14 protein-coding genes are annotated in these 15062 nt (G+C 58.8%); 5 read left to right on the top strand and 9 right to left on the bottom strand.

All coding sequences use genetic code 11. The annotated features are described in order from the left end of the window. Window positions 1–10 precede the first annotated feature (10 nt). The 7 genes from CENDO_RS06755 to gluA all read right to left on the bottom strand — a co-directional run bounded on the left by CENDO_RS06755 (window position 11) and on the right by gluA (window position 7301). Window positions 11–439 carry a hypothetical protein gene (locus CENDO_RS06755; RefSeq protein WP_136141353.1) on the bottom strand — a complete coding sequence of 143 codons (429 nt, stop codon included), beginning with the start codon at window positions 437–439 and terminating at the stop codon, window positions 11–13. A gap of 25 nt (window positions 440–464) precedes the next feature. Then, window positions 465–1799, bottom strand: coding sequence for an IS256 family transposase (locus CENDO_RS06750; protein ID WP_210726520.1), 1335 nt, complete (start codon window positions 1797–1799; stop codon window positions 465–467). Next, complete coding sequence (gene istA / locus CENDO_RS06745) at window positions 1777–3060, bottom strand: IS21 family transposase (protein WP_136141352.1); 1284 nt, start codon at window positions 3058–3060, stop codon at window positions 1777–1779. The genes CENDO_RS06750 and istA overlap by 23 nt, the downstream gene beginning before the upstream one ends. 770 nt (window positions 3061–3830) lie before the next feature. Next, window positions 3831–4769 (bottom strand): amino acid ABC transporter permease, encoded by a 939-nt coding sequence (locus tag CENDO_RS06740; protein WP_136141351.1) that lies wholly within the window; start codon window positions 4767–4769, stop codon window positions 3831–3833. Next, window positions 4769–5455 carry an amino acid ABC transporter permease gene (locus CENDO_RS06735; protein ID WP_136141350.1) on the bottom strand — a complete coding sequence of 229 codons (687 nt, stop codon included), beginning with the start codon at window positions 5453–5455 and terminating at the stop codon, window positions 4769–4771. The genes CENDO_RS06740 and CENDO_RS06735 overlap by 1 nt, the downstream gene beginning before the upstream one ends. 180 nt (window positions 5456–5635) lie before the next feature. Further along, window positions 5636–6514: a glutamate ABC transporter substrate-binding protein gene (locus CENDO_RS06730; protein WP_136141349.1), complete on the bottom strand. Its 879-nt coding sequence runs from the start codon at window positions 6512–6514 to the stop codon at window positions 5636–5638. A 58-nt stretch (window positions 6515–6572) separates the two neighbouring features. Beyond that, window positions 6573–7301 (bottom strand): glutamate ABC transporter ATP-binding protein GluA, encoded by a 729-nt coding sequence (gene gluA / locus CENDO_RS06725; RefSeq protein ID WP_136141348.1) that lies wholly within the window; start codon window positions 7299–7301, stop codon window positions 6573–6575. 272 nt (window positions 7302–7573) lie between these two features. On the opposite strand from gluA, the gene miaB reads away from it, so the two are divergent. Both miaB and CENDO_RS06715 read left to right on the top strand, forming a co-directional pair. Continuing rightward, entirely contained in the window at window positions 7574–9151 is a 1578-nt protein-coding gene (miaB, locus tag CENDO_RS06720) for a tRNA (N6-isopentenyl adenosine(37)-C2)-methylthiotransferase MiaB (RefSeq protein ID WP_136142188.1), read from the top strand. 52 nt (window positions 9152–9203) lie between these two features. Beyond that, window positions 9204–9875, top strand: coding sequence for an Rv2732c family membrane protein (locus tag CENDO_RS06715; protein ID WP_136141347.1), 672 nt, complete (start codon window positions 9204–9206; stop codon window positions 9873–9875). Here CENDO_RS06715 and CENDO_RS06710 read toward each other — a convergent pair. Further along, window positions 9862–11007 carry a GNAT family acetyltransferase gene (locus tag CENDO_RS06710; protein ID WP_246014198.1) on the bottom strand — a complete coding sequence of 382 codons (1146 nt, stop codon included), beginning with the start codon at window positions 11005–11007 and terminating at the stop codon, window positions 9862–9864. The genes CENDO_RS06715 and CENDO_RS06710 overlap by 14 nt on opposite strands. A gap of 19 nt (window positions 11008–11026) precedes the next feature. Then, on the bottom strand, window positions 11027–12364 hold the full coding sequence (locus CENDO_RS06705) for a DUF349 domain-containing protein (protein ID WP_136141346.1): 1338 nt from the start codon (window positions 12362–12364) through the stop codon (window positions 11027–11029). Window positions 12365–12565: 201 nt separating this feature from the next. Between CENDO_RS06705 and CENDO_RS06700 the strand changes: the two genes are divergently transcribed. The 3 genes from CENDO_RS06700 to dapF are packed head-to-tail and all read left to right on the top strand — an operon-like array spanning window position 12566 to window position 15033. Beyond that, complete coding sequence (locus CENDO_RS06700; RefSeq protein ID WP_136141345.1) at window positions 12566–13246, top strand: hypothetical protein; 681 nt, start codon at window positions 12566–12568, stop codon at window positions 13244–13246. Window positions 13247–13249: 3 nt separating this feature from the next. Continuing rightward, window positions 13250–14173, top strand: coding sequence for a tRNA (adenosine(37)-N6)-dimethylallyltransferase MiaA (miaA, locus tag CENDO_RS06695; RefSeq protein ID WP_136141344.1), 924 nt, complete (start codon window positions 13250–13252; stop codon window positions 14171–14173). Window positions 14174–14184: 11 nt separating this feature from the next. Then, window positions 14185–15033: a diaminopimelate epimerase gene (gene dapF / locus CENDO_RS06690; RefSeq protein ID WP_136141343.1), complete on the top strand. Its 849-nt coding sequence runs from the start codon at window positions 14185–14187 to the stop codon at window positions 15031–15033. Window positions 15034–15062: the final 29 nt, after the last annotated feature.

Raw genomic sequence — 15062 nt, 5'->3', positions numbered from 1 at the left:
TTCGAAGGGGCTAGTTCTCATAGTGGGTTGCTGGGCGAATGAGCATCCCATCTGTATCAGCTGCGGATTCACTGATCGCTGCCGGTGCGTGATTGCCACCAGCACCGTGCGAGGCTGTTGCCGGCTGTGCTACGGGTGGTGTTGCACCAATGGTGTGCACGTGGGTTTGCAGTCGCTTGAGCACGCTGATGTTTGGGCGCAGTCCCCGGTCAAGGACGAGTTGGCAGGCAGGCTCTAACGTGGCGGATTTGTGCTTGCGCCCTAAGGCCGCAAGCACATTACGTGCCTGAATGAGTCCTCGCGCGGGTGAGGCAGCATTAAGCTCAATGATCTGTCGGATGACCGTGACGGTGGCTGGGCCAAAAGACCCAGCCCAATTGACGACCTCATCGACGCTTAACGCCTTGGTGTCATGGGAGCCATCAGGGGAGCGTGTCAAGTTGTTTGTGTGTGGGGTTGATTTCTTATAGATATAGGTCGAAGCGCTCGGGGTAGGCTACAGCCATTTGGTTGATGGCTTGTTTCCAGCCAGCAACTCGTGCGCCTTCAACGAGCCTGCCGGCGGTTGCTGAGGCGCGTTTTCCTTCTTTATCGCGACGAGCAGCGCGTTTGTCTTCAATGTTGCAGATCATCAACCACAGCGTCTTCAGCGCTGATTCATCGTTAGTAAACTGCACCCTGTTACGGGTGGCTTTACGCAACTCGTTGTTCAACGATTCGATGGAATTAGTCGTATAGATGACTTTCCTGGCTGCCGGCGGGAACTGCAAAAACGGCACAAACCGCTCCCACGCGTCCTGCCAGACCTTGACTGACCTTGGGTATTTCTCGCCAAGCTCAGAGGCCTCAAAATCTGCCAAGGCTGCAGCAGCACTGGATTCATCTGGGGCAGTGTAGACCTTTTTGAGCGCGGCTGATACTGCTTTGCGGTCACCGTAGGACACCCAGCGGTTAGCAGCCCGAATCAGATGCACTACACAGGTTTGAACCATTGAGCCTGGCCAGGTTGCCTCAATAGCCTCAGGCAGGCCTTTAAGCCCGTCACAGCAGACGATAAACACATCACGTACGCCGCGGTTAGCAAGGTTGGAGCATACCTGCGCCCACAACGATGCGCCTTCTTCTTTGGCAATCCACAAGCCCAGAATATGCTTAACACCGTCGATGTCCACCCCGATGGCCATGTAGGCGGATTTGTTGACCACTCGGCCGCCGTCACGGACTTTAATGCGTAGCGCATCGAGGAAGATGACGGGGTAGAACTCGTCAAGCTGGCGGTTTTGCCAGATCATGACCTCGTCAAGCACAGCGTCGGTGATTGCGGAGATGGTTTCATGAGAAATATCGACTCGCATCGCAGTGGCCAGGTGATGCTGGATATCGCGGATGGTCATTCCGCCGGCATACAGGCTAACGATCATGTCATCGACGTCTGTTAAACGCCTGGATCCTTTAGGGACCATGGTTGGGATATAGGTCCCGGCCCTGTCCCTGGGGATATCTACGGTGACCGGCCCGTAGTTAGAATCAACAGTCTTTGGATACGAGCCGTTGCGGTAATTGTCCGTACCAGCAGCGGCTTTACCATCCCGGTCACCAGCCTGGTATCCCAGGTGAGCGTCCATCTCGGCTTCCAACCCCCGCGTGATAGAAGCTTGCAACATGCCTCTGACTAGGTCATTGGCATCCGTAGTGGAGGTTCCAAGCTGATCAATAAGCTTGGCGATCTCGGGGTTGGCTAAAAGCTTTTTCTCAATCGCGTCAATCTTGGCCTTATCAGCCGGATCTCGTCGTGCCATAGTTGTCATTCTGGCTCATCTCCTTATGCGGGATAGATTCCCACACACAAACCATCTGACACTCTCCATCAGGGGAATGGGCAGGATCTGTGCTGTAGCGATAGCGCAGGCCATGGATCCGGTCATGCTCGGCTACTAGCTGCTCACCGTTATAGATACTGACCAACCTCGGTGTCATCCGTACTGTCAGCTGCTGGCCAATCAGGCCAAACGGTACCGAGTAATACTGGTAGTCGCACATGATGTGCCAGTGCCGGTCGACCTTGACTTTCTTCCATGTCACCTGCATGAATGAATCAGCTGGTAGTGGTCGAAGCGTGGGTGCCTCATCGGTTTCAAACCGTTCGGTGCGCGTGGTCCCATCCGGCCGGCGCATCACCATGTTGATATCGGCTAACCGTTCAGCGATGGCCTCGTTGAGGCCATCAAGGTGATAGAACGTCTCGCCAGCGAAGTAAGAGAAGATCCGCTTATAGGCAACCTGCACTGCACGCTCGACACCAGCTTTATCCTTGGGTTTGCGGGGTCTAGCAGGCACGATCATCAGGTCATAGAAATCGCCGAGCTGTTGATAGCGCGGGTGAATGACCCTCTTGGATGATCTCTTCGTCGGCCGATACGTCGCCGTGGACGCGTTATCTGGCACGACCATCTGAGGCACCCCACCGAAATACTCCAGGGCATCGACATGGGCTTGCAGCCATGGTTCCATCTTCTGATCGCGAAACGCCTTGACAAACAGCAACGATGAATACGGCAAGATCGCGACAAAGACGCTGGCGTTGAATCCAATTTCGCCAGTGGCTTGATCCACGATAGGGATTTTGTCGCCGGCCCAATCGACATACATCTCAGCCCCGGGATCATGCTCAATGACCCCAGAAAGCCCTGATGCCTTGACGTATGCGGCCAAACCTCGGCAGAACTGGGAGTACTCATACTTCTTCAAATCCGGTGCACCACCAGTAGCCTGGTAGTCCAACCACAGCGCATACCTGGATTGATTCGAATCGCGCGCCAACTTATCGGCAATGGCTTTGTAGTCCGGCTGGTCGAAGTCCAAACTCCGATTACCCCGGTGGTCCTGGACAAGGTCATCAAACAACCCAGGAGGAATGCCCCCACGTTGCGTGACGCCATGGTCATCAAGGAGCTTTTTGACTTGGGCGACATCACGACGAGAACACCTCACCGCGGTTGTGATTGCGGAATACGTCTTGCGCTCTAGCAGCATCGACGCAATCCGATAAAGGTCAGCCATCACGGCCTCCTTTTCAAAGAAAAGAACCAGACACGCCACCGCAGGATTACGGCGACGCCGATTCCAATCTTCAAAACGAACCCCCTCAGTACCAACTACGCCCAACAGTGGTACCAACAACGCAGACTACCGGTTCCAACAACCCCCATTTCGCACGGGGCATCTCCCTAGCGACTAGCGGCTCGGATTGGTTCTAGGCGGAAGATTTTGTGCATCAAGCGCGGTGGGCAAGGGGACGCTTGAATCTGAGGCGAATACTTACCGGTGCTTAACACCTCGTTGCCGCAACTGCGCTTAATAGCTCTCGTCGGCGGCGTGGTGCTGCGGTGGGGTTGAACCCCACAAAGGTTTTCGGGTTCATGGACGTCAATGGCTTGCCCGCGGCCGGCTCCGCTTTTTGCCTTAGTTCAATGACTAAGTAGAAGGAGACGGTTTATTACTGAGTCAATTCCCCCGTTGACCTTAAGCAGCGGGAAACCCGGCCTCCTTGAATTAGTGGCGTTAGAAGTACTCTTCGGCATATTTTTCAGCCCCGGAGAAATATACGGGAGGGCACCGGACACGGCGCCGCATGGTGATTTTTACGGATTAGGGCCGGGTAGGCCGGCGATGCTTCGCGCGTGGAAAAGCAGGCAGGGGGCAAGCAAAGGCCCCTCTCACCGAACCGCGGTGCGGTGGGTGAAAGGGGCTGGAAGGTGGATGCAGAATGCTTCACCGGGGAGGCCAGTTAGCCAAATACTTAAGCGAAGACTACGGGAGCATTGTCGCTGTTATTGGGCGGGATTCTTGATTTCTGTGTACCCCTCAGCATGCCAGTCAACGTTGACGTTGTCCTTGGTGTCCAAGCCCTGGTCCTTTTCGTGAGGTACCGCCGCGACTATGTTCTTGCGGGCGCGGCCAGCGCGCAGTTGGCGTTCGATTCGCTCGGCCAAGAGGGTCAGTCCCCAGTTGATGAGGATCATGATAATTGCCACCACGATGAGGGATGCCAGGTAGTTGCGGTTGACGGATGCAATGTTGGTTCCGTTGCGGACCAACTCGACGTAGCCAATCTGGTAGCCCAGCGCGGAATCCTTCAAGGCGATGACCATCTGCGCAATCAGGGCCGGGAGCATGGAGGCGATTGCCTGGGGCAAGAGAATCTTGTACATGGTCTGGTTGTGGGAAAGTCCCAGAGCCTTGGAGGCTTCAGTCTGGCCCTTGGGAAGAGACTGAATGCCAGAACGCAGGATTTCGGCGATAACGGATCCGTTATAAAGGGTTAGCGCGAAGACTACTGCGGAAAATGCCAGTTGGCGGGAGGGAACTACATCGTAGACGGCGAAGAGCTGGTAAGCGAAGATCATCAGCAGCAGAACTGGGATCGCGCGGAAGAATTCCACGATTACGCCGCAAATAATGCGCACGAACTTGAACTGGGATAGGCGCCCCAGGCCCATGACCACGCCGAAGATAAAGGCGAGGACAATAGACAAGGCGGCCGATAATAGCGTTCCGCGCAGGCCGGGAAGCAGGTAGGTGGTCCATGTGCGGCCATCAAGGAATGGGGTCCACAGCTCGGCTCGCAGCTGCTCCTTGTCATTCAGGGTTTTCAGTACCCAGGCGATGAGCGCTAGGAGAACCACCGCGGTGATGACGGTGTAGATGCGGTTGTTGCGGCGACCCTTCGGGCCGGGGGTGTCATATAAAACAGTTGCGCGTACGCTCATTATTTCTTCACCGCCAGTTTATTAGCCAGTGCGCCGAGTCCCACGCCCATGGGCAAGGTCAGGATGAGGAATCCCAGCGCGAAAATTCCAAAGATGAGGAACAGTTGGTTAGCGTGGAACTCAATGGTGGACTTCATCAGCAAGGACGCCTCGGCAACGCCGATAACGGATGCAACCGTGGTGTTCTTCGTCAGTGCAATCAGGGTATTGCCCAATGGCACGATTGCCGCGCGAACTGCTTGAGGGAAAATGATTGCGGAGAATGTCTGGCCGAAGTTGAGTCCTAAAGAGCGTGCTGCTTCGGCTTGCCCAAAGTCGACGGTGTTGATTCCAGAACGCAGTGATTCCGCCACAAAGCATGAGGTGTAAAGGACGAAGCCCAAAATTGCCAGGCGGTAGTTATTATCGGCCAGCCACGTATCGGATTCGCGGGAGGCTAGCATCAGGCCTAAGTTCTGGTAGAGGCCGAAGGAGCACAGCAGCAGCACCAACGTCAGCGGGGTGTTTCGCACCGTGGTGATGTAGAAGGTGGCGATGCGGCGCAAGATGCCAACGGGGGAGACCCTCATGGCTGTAAGGATTGTGCCAAGGATCAAAGAACCAATCGCGGACCAGAAGGTCAGCTTAATGGTCAGCCAGAATGCGGGCCAGAGTTCGGGGCCCAGCGATTCCCACATGGAGTTCATGAGATGTAACCCACTTCCAGTAAAACTTTTTAAGAATAAATGTCACGTGCCCCGGTCCACTGAACCGCGGTACCGGGGCACGGGAGCACCGTAACCGCGCGTGAGGTAAGAGCGGGTCAAGTACTCGGCAAGAGACCTTTAAGGCCGGGTGTTTGCGCTCCTTACGAGCGCCGGCCGGCTTTAGGACTCGAGGAAGGAGAGGTCTCCTGCGGTACCGGGCTGGATCTCATCGCCGGAGCCCAGGTTGGCGGAAACAAATTCATCGAACTTTCCTGAGGAGTGCATCTCATCCAGGGCGGCGTTGATGGCGTCGGTTCCCTCCGTGTCATCCTTGGCAAGGCCAATGCCGTAGTACTCGTTGGTGAATGGTTCGCCATCCTGCTCAAGCTTGACTACCTTGAACTCGCCCTCGTACTGAGCGGCGTAACCGTTGAGGATGGTTGCATCAGTGGTCATGGCGTCAACGGTTCCGTTAGCCAGCGCGTCGGTGCAGGAGGAGTAGGTGTCAAACTCCTGGAGCTGCACGGACGGCAGGGCTTCTTTAACCTTCTGGGCGGGGGTGGAGCCGGTCACCGAGCACAAAACCTTGCCATCCAGGCCGTCAAGGCCGGTGATGTCAGAATTGTCAGCGCCCACGAGCAGTGCCTGGTGGGTAAGCAAGTAAGGGCCACCAAAGTTTACGGACTCGGAACGCCCCGGGTTAATGGAGTAGGTCGCCGCAATCGCGTCTACCTCGCCATTTTGAATGAGGGTTTCGCGCTGAGCGGAAGGCGCTTCCTTCCATTCGATGGTTGGGGCCTCCCAGCCGTTAGCCTCGGCAATGTGGTTGACAACGTACTCGGCCACGTCAACGTCGAGGCCGGAGAGCTCGCCGTCTGGGCCTCGGAGGCCAAGGCCTGGCTGGTCGAACTTGGTGCCAAGCGTAACGTTGCCGGATTCGATAGCGCCCAGCAGGGATTCGGAAGCGGACTCTTCGCCGCCGCCACACGCGACAAGCAGGGAGCCGGATGCGGCCAGGGCGGCTACGGAAGCAGCGATACGGGTAATGGAACGGGTCATGGGGTTTCTCCTGATGTGAGGTACAGAGGACAATCTCTGGAAATTACGGGTGGGTGGTTTAGTGGGACAGGATCTTGCCGAGAAAATCCTTAGCGCGTTCGGACTGAGGATTAGTGAAGAAGGACTCGGGGTCCGTGTCCTCGAGAATTTCTCCATCGGCCATGAACACGATGCGGTCAGCGGCGCGACGGGCGAAGCCCATCTCATGCGTGACCACGACCATGGTCATGCCTTCCTTGGCTAGATCGGTCATGACGTCCAAGACTTCATTGACCATTTCGGGATCCAGGGCAGAGGTTGGCTCATCAAAAAGCATGACCTTCGGCCCCATCGCCAGCGCTCGGGCAATTGCCACGCGCTGCTGTTGACCGCCGGAGAGCTGAGCGGGATACTTCTCCGCTTGGTGTGCGATGCCGACGCGATCCAGAAGCTGTAGGGCTTTTTCCTCCGCTTCCTTTTTCTTTATCTTGCGCACCTTGATAGGGCCCAAAGTGACGTTGTCCAGAATGGTCAGGTGGGGAAACAGGTTGAACTGTTGGAATACCATCCCCACGTCAGCGCGTAGTTTCGCTAGCTCGGCTCCTTCCTCAGGTAGCTTCTTGCCGTCAATGGCGATGGTGCCTTGCTCGATGGTTTCAAGGCGGTTAATGGTGCGGCACATGGTGGACTTACCTGAACCGGACGGGCCCAGGACTACCACTACTTCGCCACGAGCGACCTCGAGGTTGATGTTTTTGAGAGCGTGGAAGTCACCGAAGTACTTCTCAACATTGCTGATGCTAATCATCGAGTCGTTACTCAATTCACATCACCCCTTTGCTTGTGGTTTGGATCATGAAGGAGATAATAATGTCTTAAGGCTGCACTTGAATTTAAACAATGTAACGAGTTGGTAACGAACATCCCTTAGACGGCCCACAGGCAGGTACTCCCACGTCACGTGCCGCGCAAACCCCGATTTTCCTGGTTCGCATTAGTCGACGGGGGTAGATAAACTACCTACCCGTGCATGAAGAACGAAACCAGCTAGTTACGAATCCGCATAACTCCGCCGGCCCGATGTCCGCGGAGGGGACGGCGGGCGCAGACTCGGTCACCGGCAATGGGGAGAGGCCTCGGACGTTTGAGGTCCGTACCTTCGGTTGCCAGATGAATGTGCATGATTCTGAGCGGATTTCTGGCCTCCTGGAGGAGGCTGGATATGCCGCTGCGGCCGATGGTGCTGAGCCTGACCTTGTGGTATTTAACACCTGCGCAGTTCGTGACAATGCGGACAAGCGCCTGTATGGCACGCTGGGCTCCTTGAAAAAGACCAAAGAGAATCACCCCGGCATGCAGATCGCTGTGGGTGGCTGCTTGGCTCAAAAAGACAAGGAGGCCGTCTTAACCAACGCGCCGTGGGTGGATGCCGTCTTTGGCACGCACAACATGGGGGCACTGCCGGCGCTCCTTGAACGGGCCCGCCACAACGGCAAGGCACAAATCGAAATCGTTGACGCGCTTGAGGCCTTTCCCTCTGTTCTTCCCGCAAAGCGTGAATCCGCATATTCCGGATGGGTTTCCATCTCCGTGGGCTGCAACAACACCTGCACGTTCTGCATCGTCCCCTCTCTACGCGGTAAGGAAGAAGACCGCCGCCCGGGTGACATCTTGGCTGAGGTGGAAGCCCTTGTGGAGCAGGGCGTTACTGAAATTACGCTGCTGGGGCAAAACGTTAATTCCTACGGTGTGCATTTCGCAGATCCTGAGTTGCCGCGTGACAAGTTTGCTTTCTCCAAACTCCTGCGCGAGGTAGGAAAGATAGAGGGGCTCGAGCGGCTGCGCTTTACTTCTCCGCACCCCGCGGAATTTACCTCCGATGTCATTGACGCAATGGCGCAGACCCCGGCCGTTTGCCCTCAGTTGCATATGCCATTGCAGTCAGGTTCTGACAAGGTGCTAAAAGATATGCGCCGGTCCTACCGTTCCAAGAAGTTCCTGGCCATTCTGGATGAGGTGCGGGAGAAGATTCCGCACGCGGCTATCACCACTGACATAATCGTCGGCTTCCCTGGAGAGACCGAGGAGGACTTTCAAGCCACGATGGATGTGGTCGAACGCGCCCGGTTCGCCTCCGCCTTTACCTTCCAATACTCCCCGCGGCCGGGGACCCCGGCCGCGGAGATGGAACAGCAAATTCCAAAGCACGTGGTACAGGACAGGTTTGAGCGCCTCGTCGCCCTGCAGGACCGCATTTCCGCGGAGGAGAACGCCAAACAAGTCGGCGCCGAGGTTGAGCTTTTGGTTCAGGCCGAAGGCGGCCGCAAGAATGGCCAGACCCACCGCCTGACCGGCCGCGCACGCGATGGCCGCCTGGTGCATTTCTCCCCGGCGGACGCTTCCGGCAAGGACATCTCAGAGGCGATTCGCCCCGGCGATGTGGTTACCACCACGGTGACCTCGGCGGGATCCTTCTTCCTGGTGGCCGATGGTGGCGTCACCAACCACCGCCAAACCAAGGCGGGCGACATGTCCGCCGAAGGTAAAACCCCTACAACCGCGCCGGTTGGCGTGGGGCTGGGCCTGCCGCAGATCGGGGCGCCGCGAGAGGATAAGTCTGCGGGTGCGCAGTCTTGCGGCACCGGTGGTTGCTGTTAGGGACTCGATTGTTACCGTTGCTCATCGGTGAGAAAGGGTAGTGTGAGCTTGCGTGAGCACTTCTAAAAGCACATCCAATCCAGAAGATAATCCGGCCGGTACCCCACCGGTCCATCGTTCAAAGCCTCGCGATGAGGTCCGCGACGCGGCCAAGAGCATGCAGCTTGGCGGATCCGCCATCGCGTTAGCGGTAGCCTTGGGCCTGTATGTGATTTCCTTGCTTCTCCCGCACGCCGCGGGCCTTGCCGCGTGGCAGTTTTTGTTCCGCACCTCTCCGGCGCGAGAGGCGGGTATCACGTTGCCGGAAACCATCTACATGCTCCTGATGCTGGTGGGCATGGGCATTCTGACTTCGCTCGTGCTCATCACCCGCCGAGCCGCATTCGGTTTGGCAGCGTGGATGATGGTGACCGTAGCCTTTGTCAGCAGCGTGTTCGTGTATTGGATGCGCGAAACCTCACCGTACTCGGTCCAATTCGGCCTGTACCTGGGCATGGCCTCGGCGCTTATTGCCACCGTGACATACTCGTTGGTCGCGTTGCGGCGCAACCCGGATCAGATTGCGGTAGAACAACGAGTGCGTGAAGCGGGTCCTCAGCTCGATGAGGTGGGAATCATCCAATCCAGCTATGGCTCGGCCGCCCAGCAAGGGGAGAACCCACTGCTCATCGACGACCGCCGCAAGCGCGCGGCCGAACGCCACCGCAACTCTAACACTGATTAATTCGTTTCTCCCACGCGGACGATGTAGAAATCCCACAAGCCCCCAGATGCCTATAGATGGCGTTCATGGCGGGCTCTTTTTCTGCCACGGAGCAGTAGCTCTTCGTCACGTTTGGCCAGTATCGAGGTACGGCGGCAAGCGCGCCCAGTTTAGCGAGCGTGGCGAACCCCCTTTTCCGGCTGTCCCGGCGCGTGACGGTAATCGTCCACTCGCTCACCTGAGGATCCGCAACCGCGTGGCGGCCCAATTCGGTGAGTGACAAGACAGTGTCGTTAGCTCGGTTTATCAGCGCCACCATGAGCGTGTGGGCCTTGCGGTCCCGTAGCCTTCCGTGGGCTTCGTTCAGGCGCTGGCGGGTCCAGCAGATGGGTTCGGTGGATAGCTCCCCCTGGATGGAATCGACGGAGGCCACGGTAAGCAGCTCAAGGACCTGGTCGATGTATGAATCGGGGATGTCATAGTCCGGCCAGACTTCTATGCTCAAGTCGTTGGTGAGCATGGGGACTGCGGGGGAGTCCGGGATTTTGAGCTGCAGTTGATGCTCGGTGTGCTTGTGTTCGTATCCGGCCTCGGCGAAGACGGCGGCGAGCGGGTCGTGGGTCGCCGGCGTGCCCGCGGGGTGGAGGATGCCGGTCTGAAGAATGCTGCGGCCCAATTGCACGGCAAGGCGCTCGGCGGCGGCCACTGTCCAGCGGGCTACCTCAAGCCCCTCAGCGTCGAGTGCCTCGCCAGGCATGGGCAGGTAGTCCACGTCGAGGACGCATTCTATATCCGCATTCTCCTTTTCCTCGATGAGCGGAAGGCTTAGGTGGATAAAGGAGACAAAATCATAGGCATGCTCACTGTTGATCGTGGCGATGAGCGGTAGGCCTAACTCGCTAACTTCACCCAATGGCGCGGGGCCGTCAACTACCCCGAAAAGGAGCGTGCGTGACTCGGTAGAGCCCTTCAGCCGGTGGACCACTCGCTCAGGGGATGAGGACGCGGCGGGATCCCCGCTGGCCTCCTGGGCCGCGAGGTTTGCCATGAAAACGAAGGTCCGCACCGCGTCCGAGGGCTCCCAGCCCCCGGCGTTGACCACGCCTGGGGAGGGGGATTCGAACTGAACGAGGTGCGGTTGACTGATACTCAACTCTCTAACGCCGAAATGATTAGCTTTCTAGTGCCGCGGCTGCGGTGTTGGCCCACTCTTGCCACTGGGCGGCCTGCTCGCGCAACTGCGCGGCCTTCTTGGCGTTGCCCTTAGCCTCGGCGGCCTCAGCCTGGGCGTTGAACTCCTCGACCTTGGCGGTGAATTGGGCCACGCGGGCCTGGGCCTCTGGATCGGTCTTGCGCCACTCGGATTCTTCCGCGTCGGCGACGCGCTTTTCTACCGCGGCGATCTTGTCCTCATACTCGCGGACCTTATTGCGCGGAACATAGCCAATTTCTTCCCACTTTTCCTGCAATTCGCGAAGCTTGGCCTTGGCCGCCTCTATGGACTTGGACGGGTCAATTTGGGGGTCGTACTCGGCGAGCAGCGCATCCTTGGCCTGGGCGTTGGCCTCAAATTCGCGGTCCCGCTCATCGTTGACCGCGTTGCGTGCCGCAAAGAAGTGGTCCTGGGCGCCGCGGAATTGCGCCCACAGCTTGTCATCAATCTCTCGCTGGGCGCGGCCGGCGGCCTTCCATTCGGCCATGAGTTCACGATACGCACGCGCGGTATTGCCCCAGTCGGTGGAATCCTGCAGCGCCACGGCGCGCTCTACGAGCTCTTCCTTCTTCCTGCGGGCCGCCGCACGTCCCCGATCCAGCTCGGCAAAGTGGGAGCCGCGGCGGCGGTTAAACGCGTCGCGCGCATGGGAGTAGCGTTTCCACAGGGCATCGTCAGTTTTGCGATCGATTCCTTTGATCTGCTTCCACTCTTCCAAAATGGCGCGGATGCGGTCACCCGCGGCCTTCCACTCGGTGGAATTCTCGGCTAAATCTTCCGCCTCCGCGGCGAGCTTTTCCTTGGCCGCAACTGCCTGCTCGCGGCGGCGAGCCTTGTTCTGCTTTTCTTCTTCACCGGCGGTTTCGGAGTGTTCGATTACTTTTTCGAGGCGCTTATCGAGCGCGTCGATATCCCCTATGACGGAGGCGGTGGGAAGGGACCCACGGAGCTCTTCGGCCGTTTTCTTAATCTGCGCCGCGTCCCCGGAATGTGCGGTAAGCCGCGCCTCGAGCAGTTCAATTTCGGTGGACAGGTCATCATAACGCTGGCCGTAGTGGGCGAGGCCTTCCTCAGGCGTGCCGGCCTGCCACGAGCCAATCGCACGCTCGCCGTCGGCGGTCTTGACGTAGACGGTGCCATCCTCATCTACGCGGCCCCACTTGGATGGGTCGCTCTTAGCACCATGGGCCACCGGTACAGGGGATGGGGTAGGCGCTCCGGTCGTGGCCTGGGGGCGAGGGCCCGGGCGAGGACCCGGCTTCGGCATGTTGCCAGGGGTAGGGGTGGAAGGGGTCATGGTGGGGTTCACCGTTCCTTTCGAGGAAAACATTCGCCGCGCGACACGGCTGCCTTAGTCATCGGAATATAACCGCCGCCGGGGATACACCGGGGTACGTGTGGCGAGTCACACTCTTCCCATTAACTCTACAGTTTTCCTCGAGCGCGCGTGATATCTACGTTCATTGATTTCGGTTCGGAGCACTAAGATAGGACCCCGATGAAACATCTTGTAGTTATTCCCGGTTCCCCGGCCTTAGTAGAAGAATTGGTCCCGCAGGATAGCGCGGGCCAATCGATGGTGGCTGCCGCGCGCCGCGCCGTTTTTGAGGCTCTGGCGGGAGGGGCTAACAAGGTGCATATAATTTACCGACCCAACAGGAAGGATTACACGGCCCATACGGGCAGCTTTCGCGCCTGGGGCGCCAAGCGCACGGCGGTATCCGGGGGAAATTACCTGCCGGAGCTCGTGGCGCGTTACGTGATAGATCCCGTCCTTGCAGAACTCGGCCTTGAATCCAGCTGCGTCCGCGTCGCGAACTCAGCACGCTCAGTACTGGGGGAAACCGGATTGGGTAGGGCCCCGGAGGAAGCCGATACCCTATGCATCGTCGTGGCCGATGGATCCGCGGGCCTGACGATGCGCGCGCCCTTGACCTTGGTTTCCACCGGCGCGTGGGCACACGCCTGGTGCCAGAATCTGCTGGGCGGCACAAACCGGGAACCGTTTGACCATCAGCGCCTGCATGAGGCCGGCGTCTTGGACCCCACGCCGTGGGCCGAGCTGGCCGAGCTCGCCCGCCACGCCACCTCACGTGAGCTTCTAGAATCAGACGGTGGCTTGGGCGTGGGCCGCTACGTCGCGCACTGGACCTTCCGCCCGTCTATGGAGGAGAACTAAAATATGAGCACTCCCAAGTTGCGTCCCATTGCGATAGTTGGGCCCACGGCCTCAGGCAAATCGGCCCTGGGCATTGCGCTAGCCCACCGGCTCGACGGCGAGGTAGTCAACGTTGACTCGATGCAGCTCTACCGCGGGATGGACATCGGCACCGCCAAGCTCAGCGTCGACGAACGCGAAGGGATCCCTCACCATCAATTGGATGTATGGGAGGTAACGGAGACGGCGTCGGTCGCGCGGTACCAGCAGAGCGCCATCGCGGACGTGGAGGCAATCATGGAACGCGGCAACGTGCCCATCCTGGTTGGCGGCTCCATGCTTTATGTGCAGTCCCTCATCGACGATTGGCAATTCCCGCCCACAGACCCCTCGGTGCGCGCTGAATTTGAATCCCGCCTGAAAGAGATTGGCGTAGATGCGCTACACGCTGAATTGGCTGCGGTAGACCCGGATGCGGCCGCCATCATTGAGGACAAAGATCCGCGCCGCACCGTCCGCGCGCTCGAGGTCATCACGCTCACGGGCCAACCCTTCAAGGCCTCCCAACCGCCCAAGGACGCGCCGCCGCGCTGGGGGACCCGCCTGCTCGGGCTGCGTACCGAGTCCGAATGGCTCAACCCACGCATCGAATTACGCACCCAGCAAATGTTTGAGCGCGGGCTGGTGGATGAAGTAGAACGTCTCCAATCGCAGGGACTTACCGCGGAATCCACAGCCGGGCGGGCTATAGGCTACGCGCAGGTATTCCAGGCACAGGCGGGGCAGTTGACCTGGGATGAGGCGGTAGAGCGCACCATTACCGGCACGCGGCGCTACGTGCGCCGCCAACGCGCCTGGTTCAACCGCGACAAGCGCATTACCTGGCTGGATGCTGCGGGGGATACCGCCAGCCAAGCAATGTCCGCCATTGAGCGGCCCGGTCGCTAGACTTGGGAGCCATGAAGTTTGCAAAAGGACATGGCACCGAAAATGACTTCGTGATCATCGAAGACCACGAGGCGAACACCCCCTTAAGCCCCGAGCAGGTGAGACTGCTATGCGACCGCCGCGCCGGCATTGGTGGGGACGGGCTACTGCGCGTTGTGCGCGCCGGGGCTATGGTGCGCAACGGCGAGATCGACGCTTTAGCGAAAGGTGTGGCTGAAGATGACTGGTTTATGGACTACCGCAACGCGGATGGTTCCATCGCGGAGATGTGCGGCAACGGCACCCGCGTCTTCGCTCATTGGGTACGTTCTCGTCGATTAGTGGATTCGGACACTTTCACCATCGGCACCCGCGGCGGCGCTAAGCCGGTGACCGTCCACAGCTTCGATGATGAAAAAGCCCAGGTTACCGTGGAAATGGGTCCCGCGGAAGTCCTGGGCCTGTCCACCGCCTCGATGGCTGGGGAAAGGTTTGCCGGGCTGGGCGTGGACATGGGCAATCCCCATCTGGCGGCGGTCATCCCGGGGCTCACCGCCGACAAGCTCGCGTCCATGGCCTTTGAGCAGCCTGAATACGATAAGGAATTCTTCCCTCAAGGGGTCAACGTTGAAGTGCTTACCCCACTGGATGACGGCGAGGTGCACATGCGCGTCTTTGAACGCGGCGTGGGGGAGACTCGCTCCTGTGGCACCGGTACCGTCGCGGCTGCGCGCGCCGCCCTTGCCGATTCCGGCCATGGTACGGGCATGGTGACGGTACACATTCCAGGCGGCACGGTAAACGTGGAGCTAACGGACAACGGTTCCACTCTCACGGGGCCCTCCGCGATCGTGGCGTTGGGGGAGACCTCACTAATTTAGGGAGCCGGGGACGGTGGGTAGCCCCGGTA

Origin of the sequence: Corynebacterium endometrii, from assembly GCF_004795735.1 — a bacterium.
In the GTDB taxonomy this organism is placed as follows: Bacteria; Actinomycetota; Actinomycetes; order Mycobacteriales; family Mycobacteriaceae; genus Corynebacterium; species Corynebacterium endometrii.
This window is presented reverse-complemented; position numbering and strand designations above follow the sequence as displayed.

Excerpts from the sequence above, each read along its gene's own strand:
- CENDO_RS06750 (WP_210726520.1), bottom strand. The coding sequence starts at position 1,799 with ATGGCACGACGAGATCCGGCTGATAAGGCCAAGATTGACGCGATTGAG.
- istA (WP_136141352.1), bottom strand. The coding sequence starts at position 3,060 with ATGGCTGACCTTTATCGGATTGCGTCGATGCTGCTAGAGCGCAAGACG.
- CENDO_RS06740 (WP_136141351.1), bottom strand. The coding sequence starts at position 4,769 with ATGAGCGTACGCGCAACTGTTTTATATGACACCCCCGGCCCGAAGGGT.
- CENDO_RS06735 (WP_136141350.1), bottom strand. The coding sequence starts at position 5,455 with ATGAACTCCATGTGGGAATCGCTGGGCCCCGAACTCTGGCCCGCATTC.
- CENDO_RS06730 (WP_136141349.1), bottom strand. The coding sequence starts at position 6,514 with ATGACCCGTTCCATTACCCGTATCGCTGCTTCCGTAGCCGCCCTGGCC.
- gluA (WP_136141348.1), bottom strand. The coding sequence starts at position 7,301 with ATGATTAGCATCAGCAATGTTGAGAAGTACTTCGGTGACTTCCACGCT.
- miaB (WP_136142188.1), top strand. The coding sequence starts at position 7,574 with ATGTCCGCGGAGGGGACGGCGGGCGCAGACTCGGTCACCGGCAATGGG.
- CENDO_RS06705 (WP_136141346.1), bottom strand. The coding sequence starts at position 12,364 with ATGACCCCTTCCACCCCTACCCCTGGCAACATGCCGAAGCCGGGTCCT.
- CENDO_RS06700 (WP_136141345.1), top strand. The coding sequence starts at position 12,566 with ATGAAACATCTTGTAGTTATTCCCGGTTCCCCGGCCTTAGTAGAAGAA.
- miaA (WP_136141344.1), top strand. The coding sequence starts at position 13,250 with ATGAGCACTCCCAAGTTGCGTCCCATTGCGATAGTTGGGCCCACGGCC.
- dapF (WP_136141343.1), top strand. The coding sequence starts at position 14,185 with ATGAAGTTTGCAAAAGGACATGGCACCGAAAATGACTTCGTGATCATC.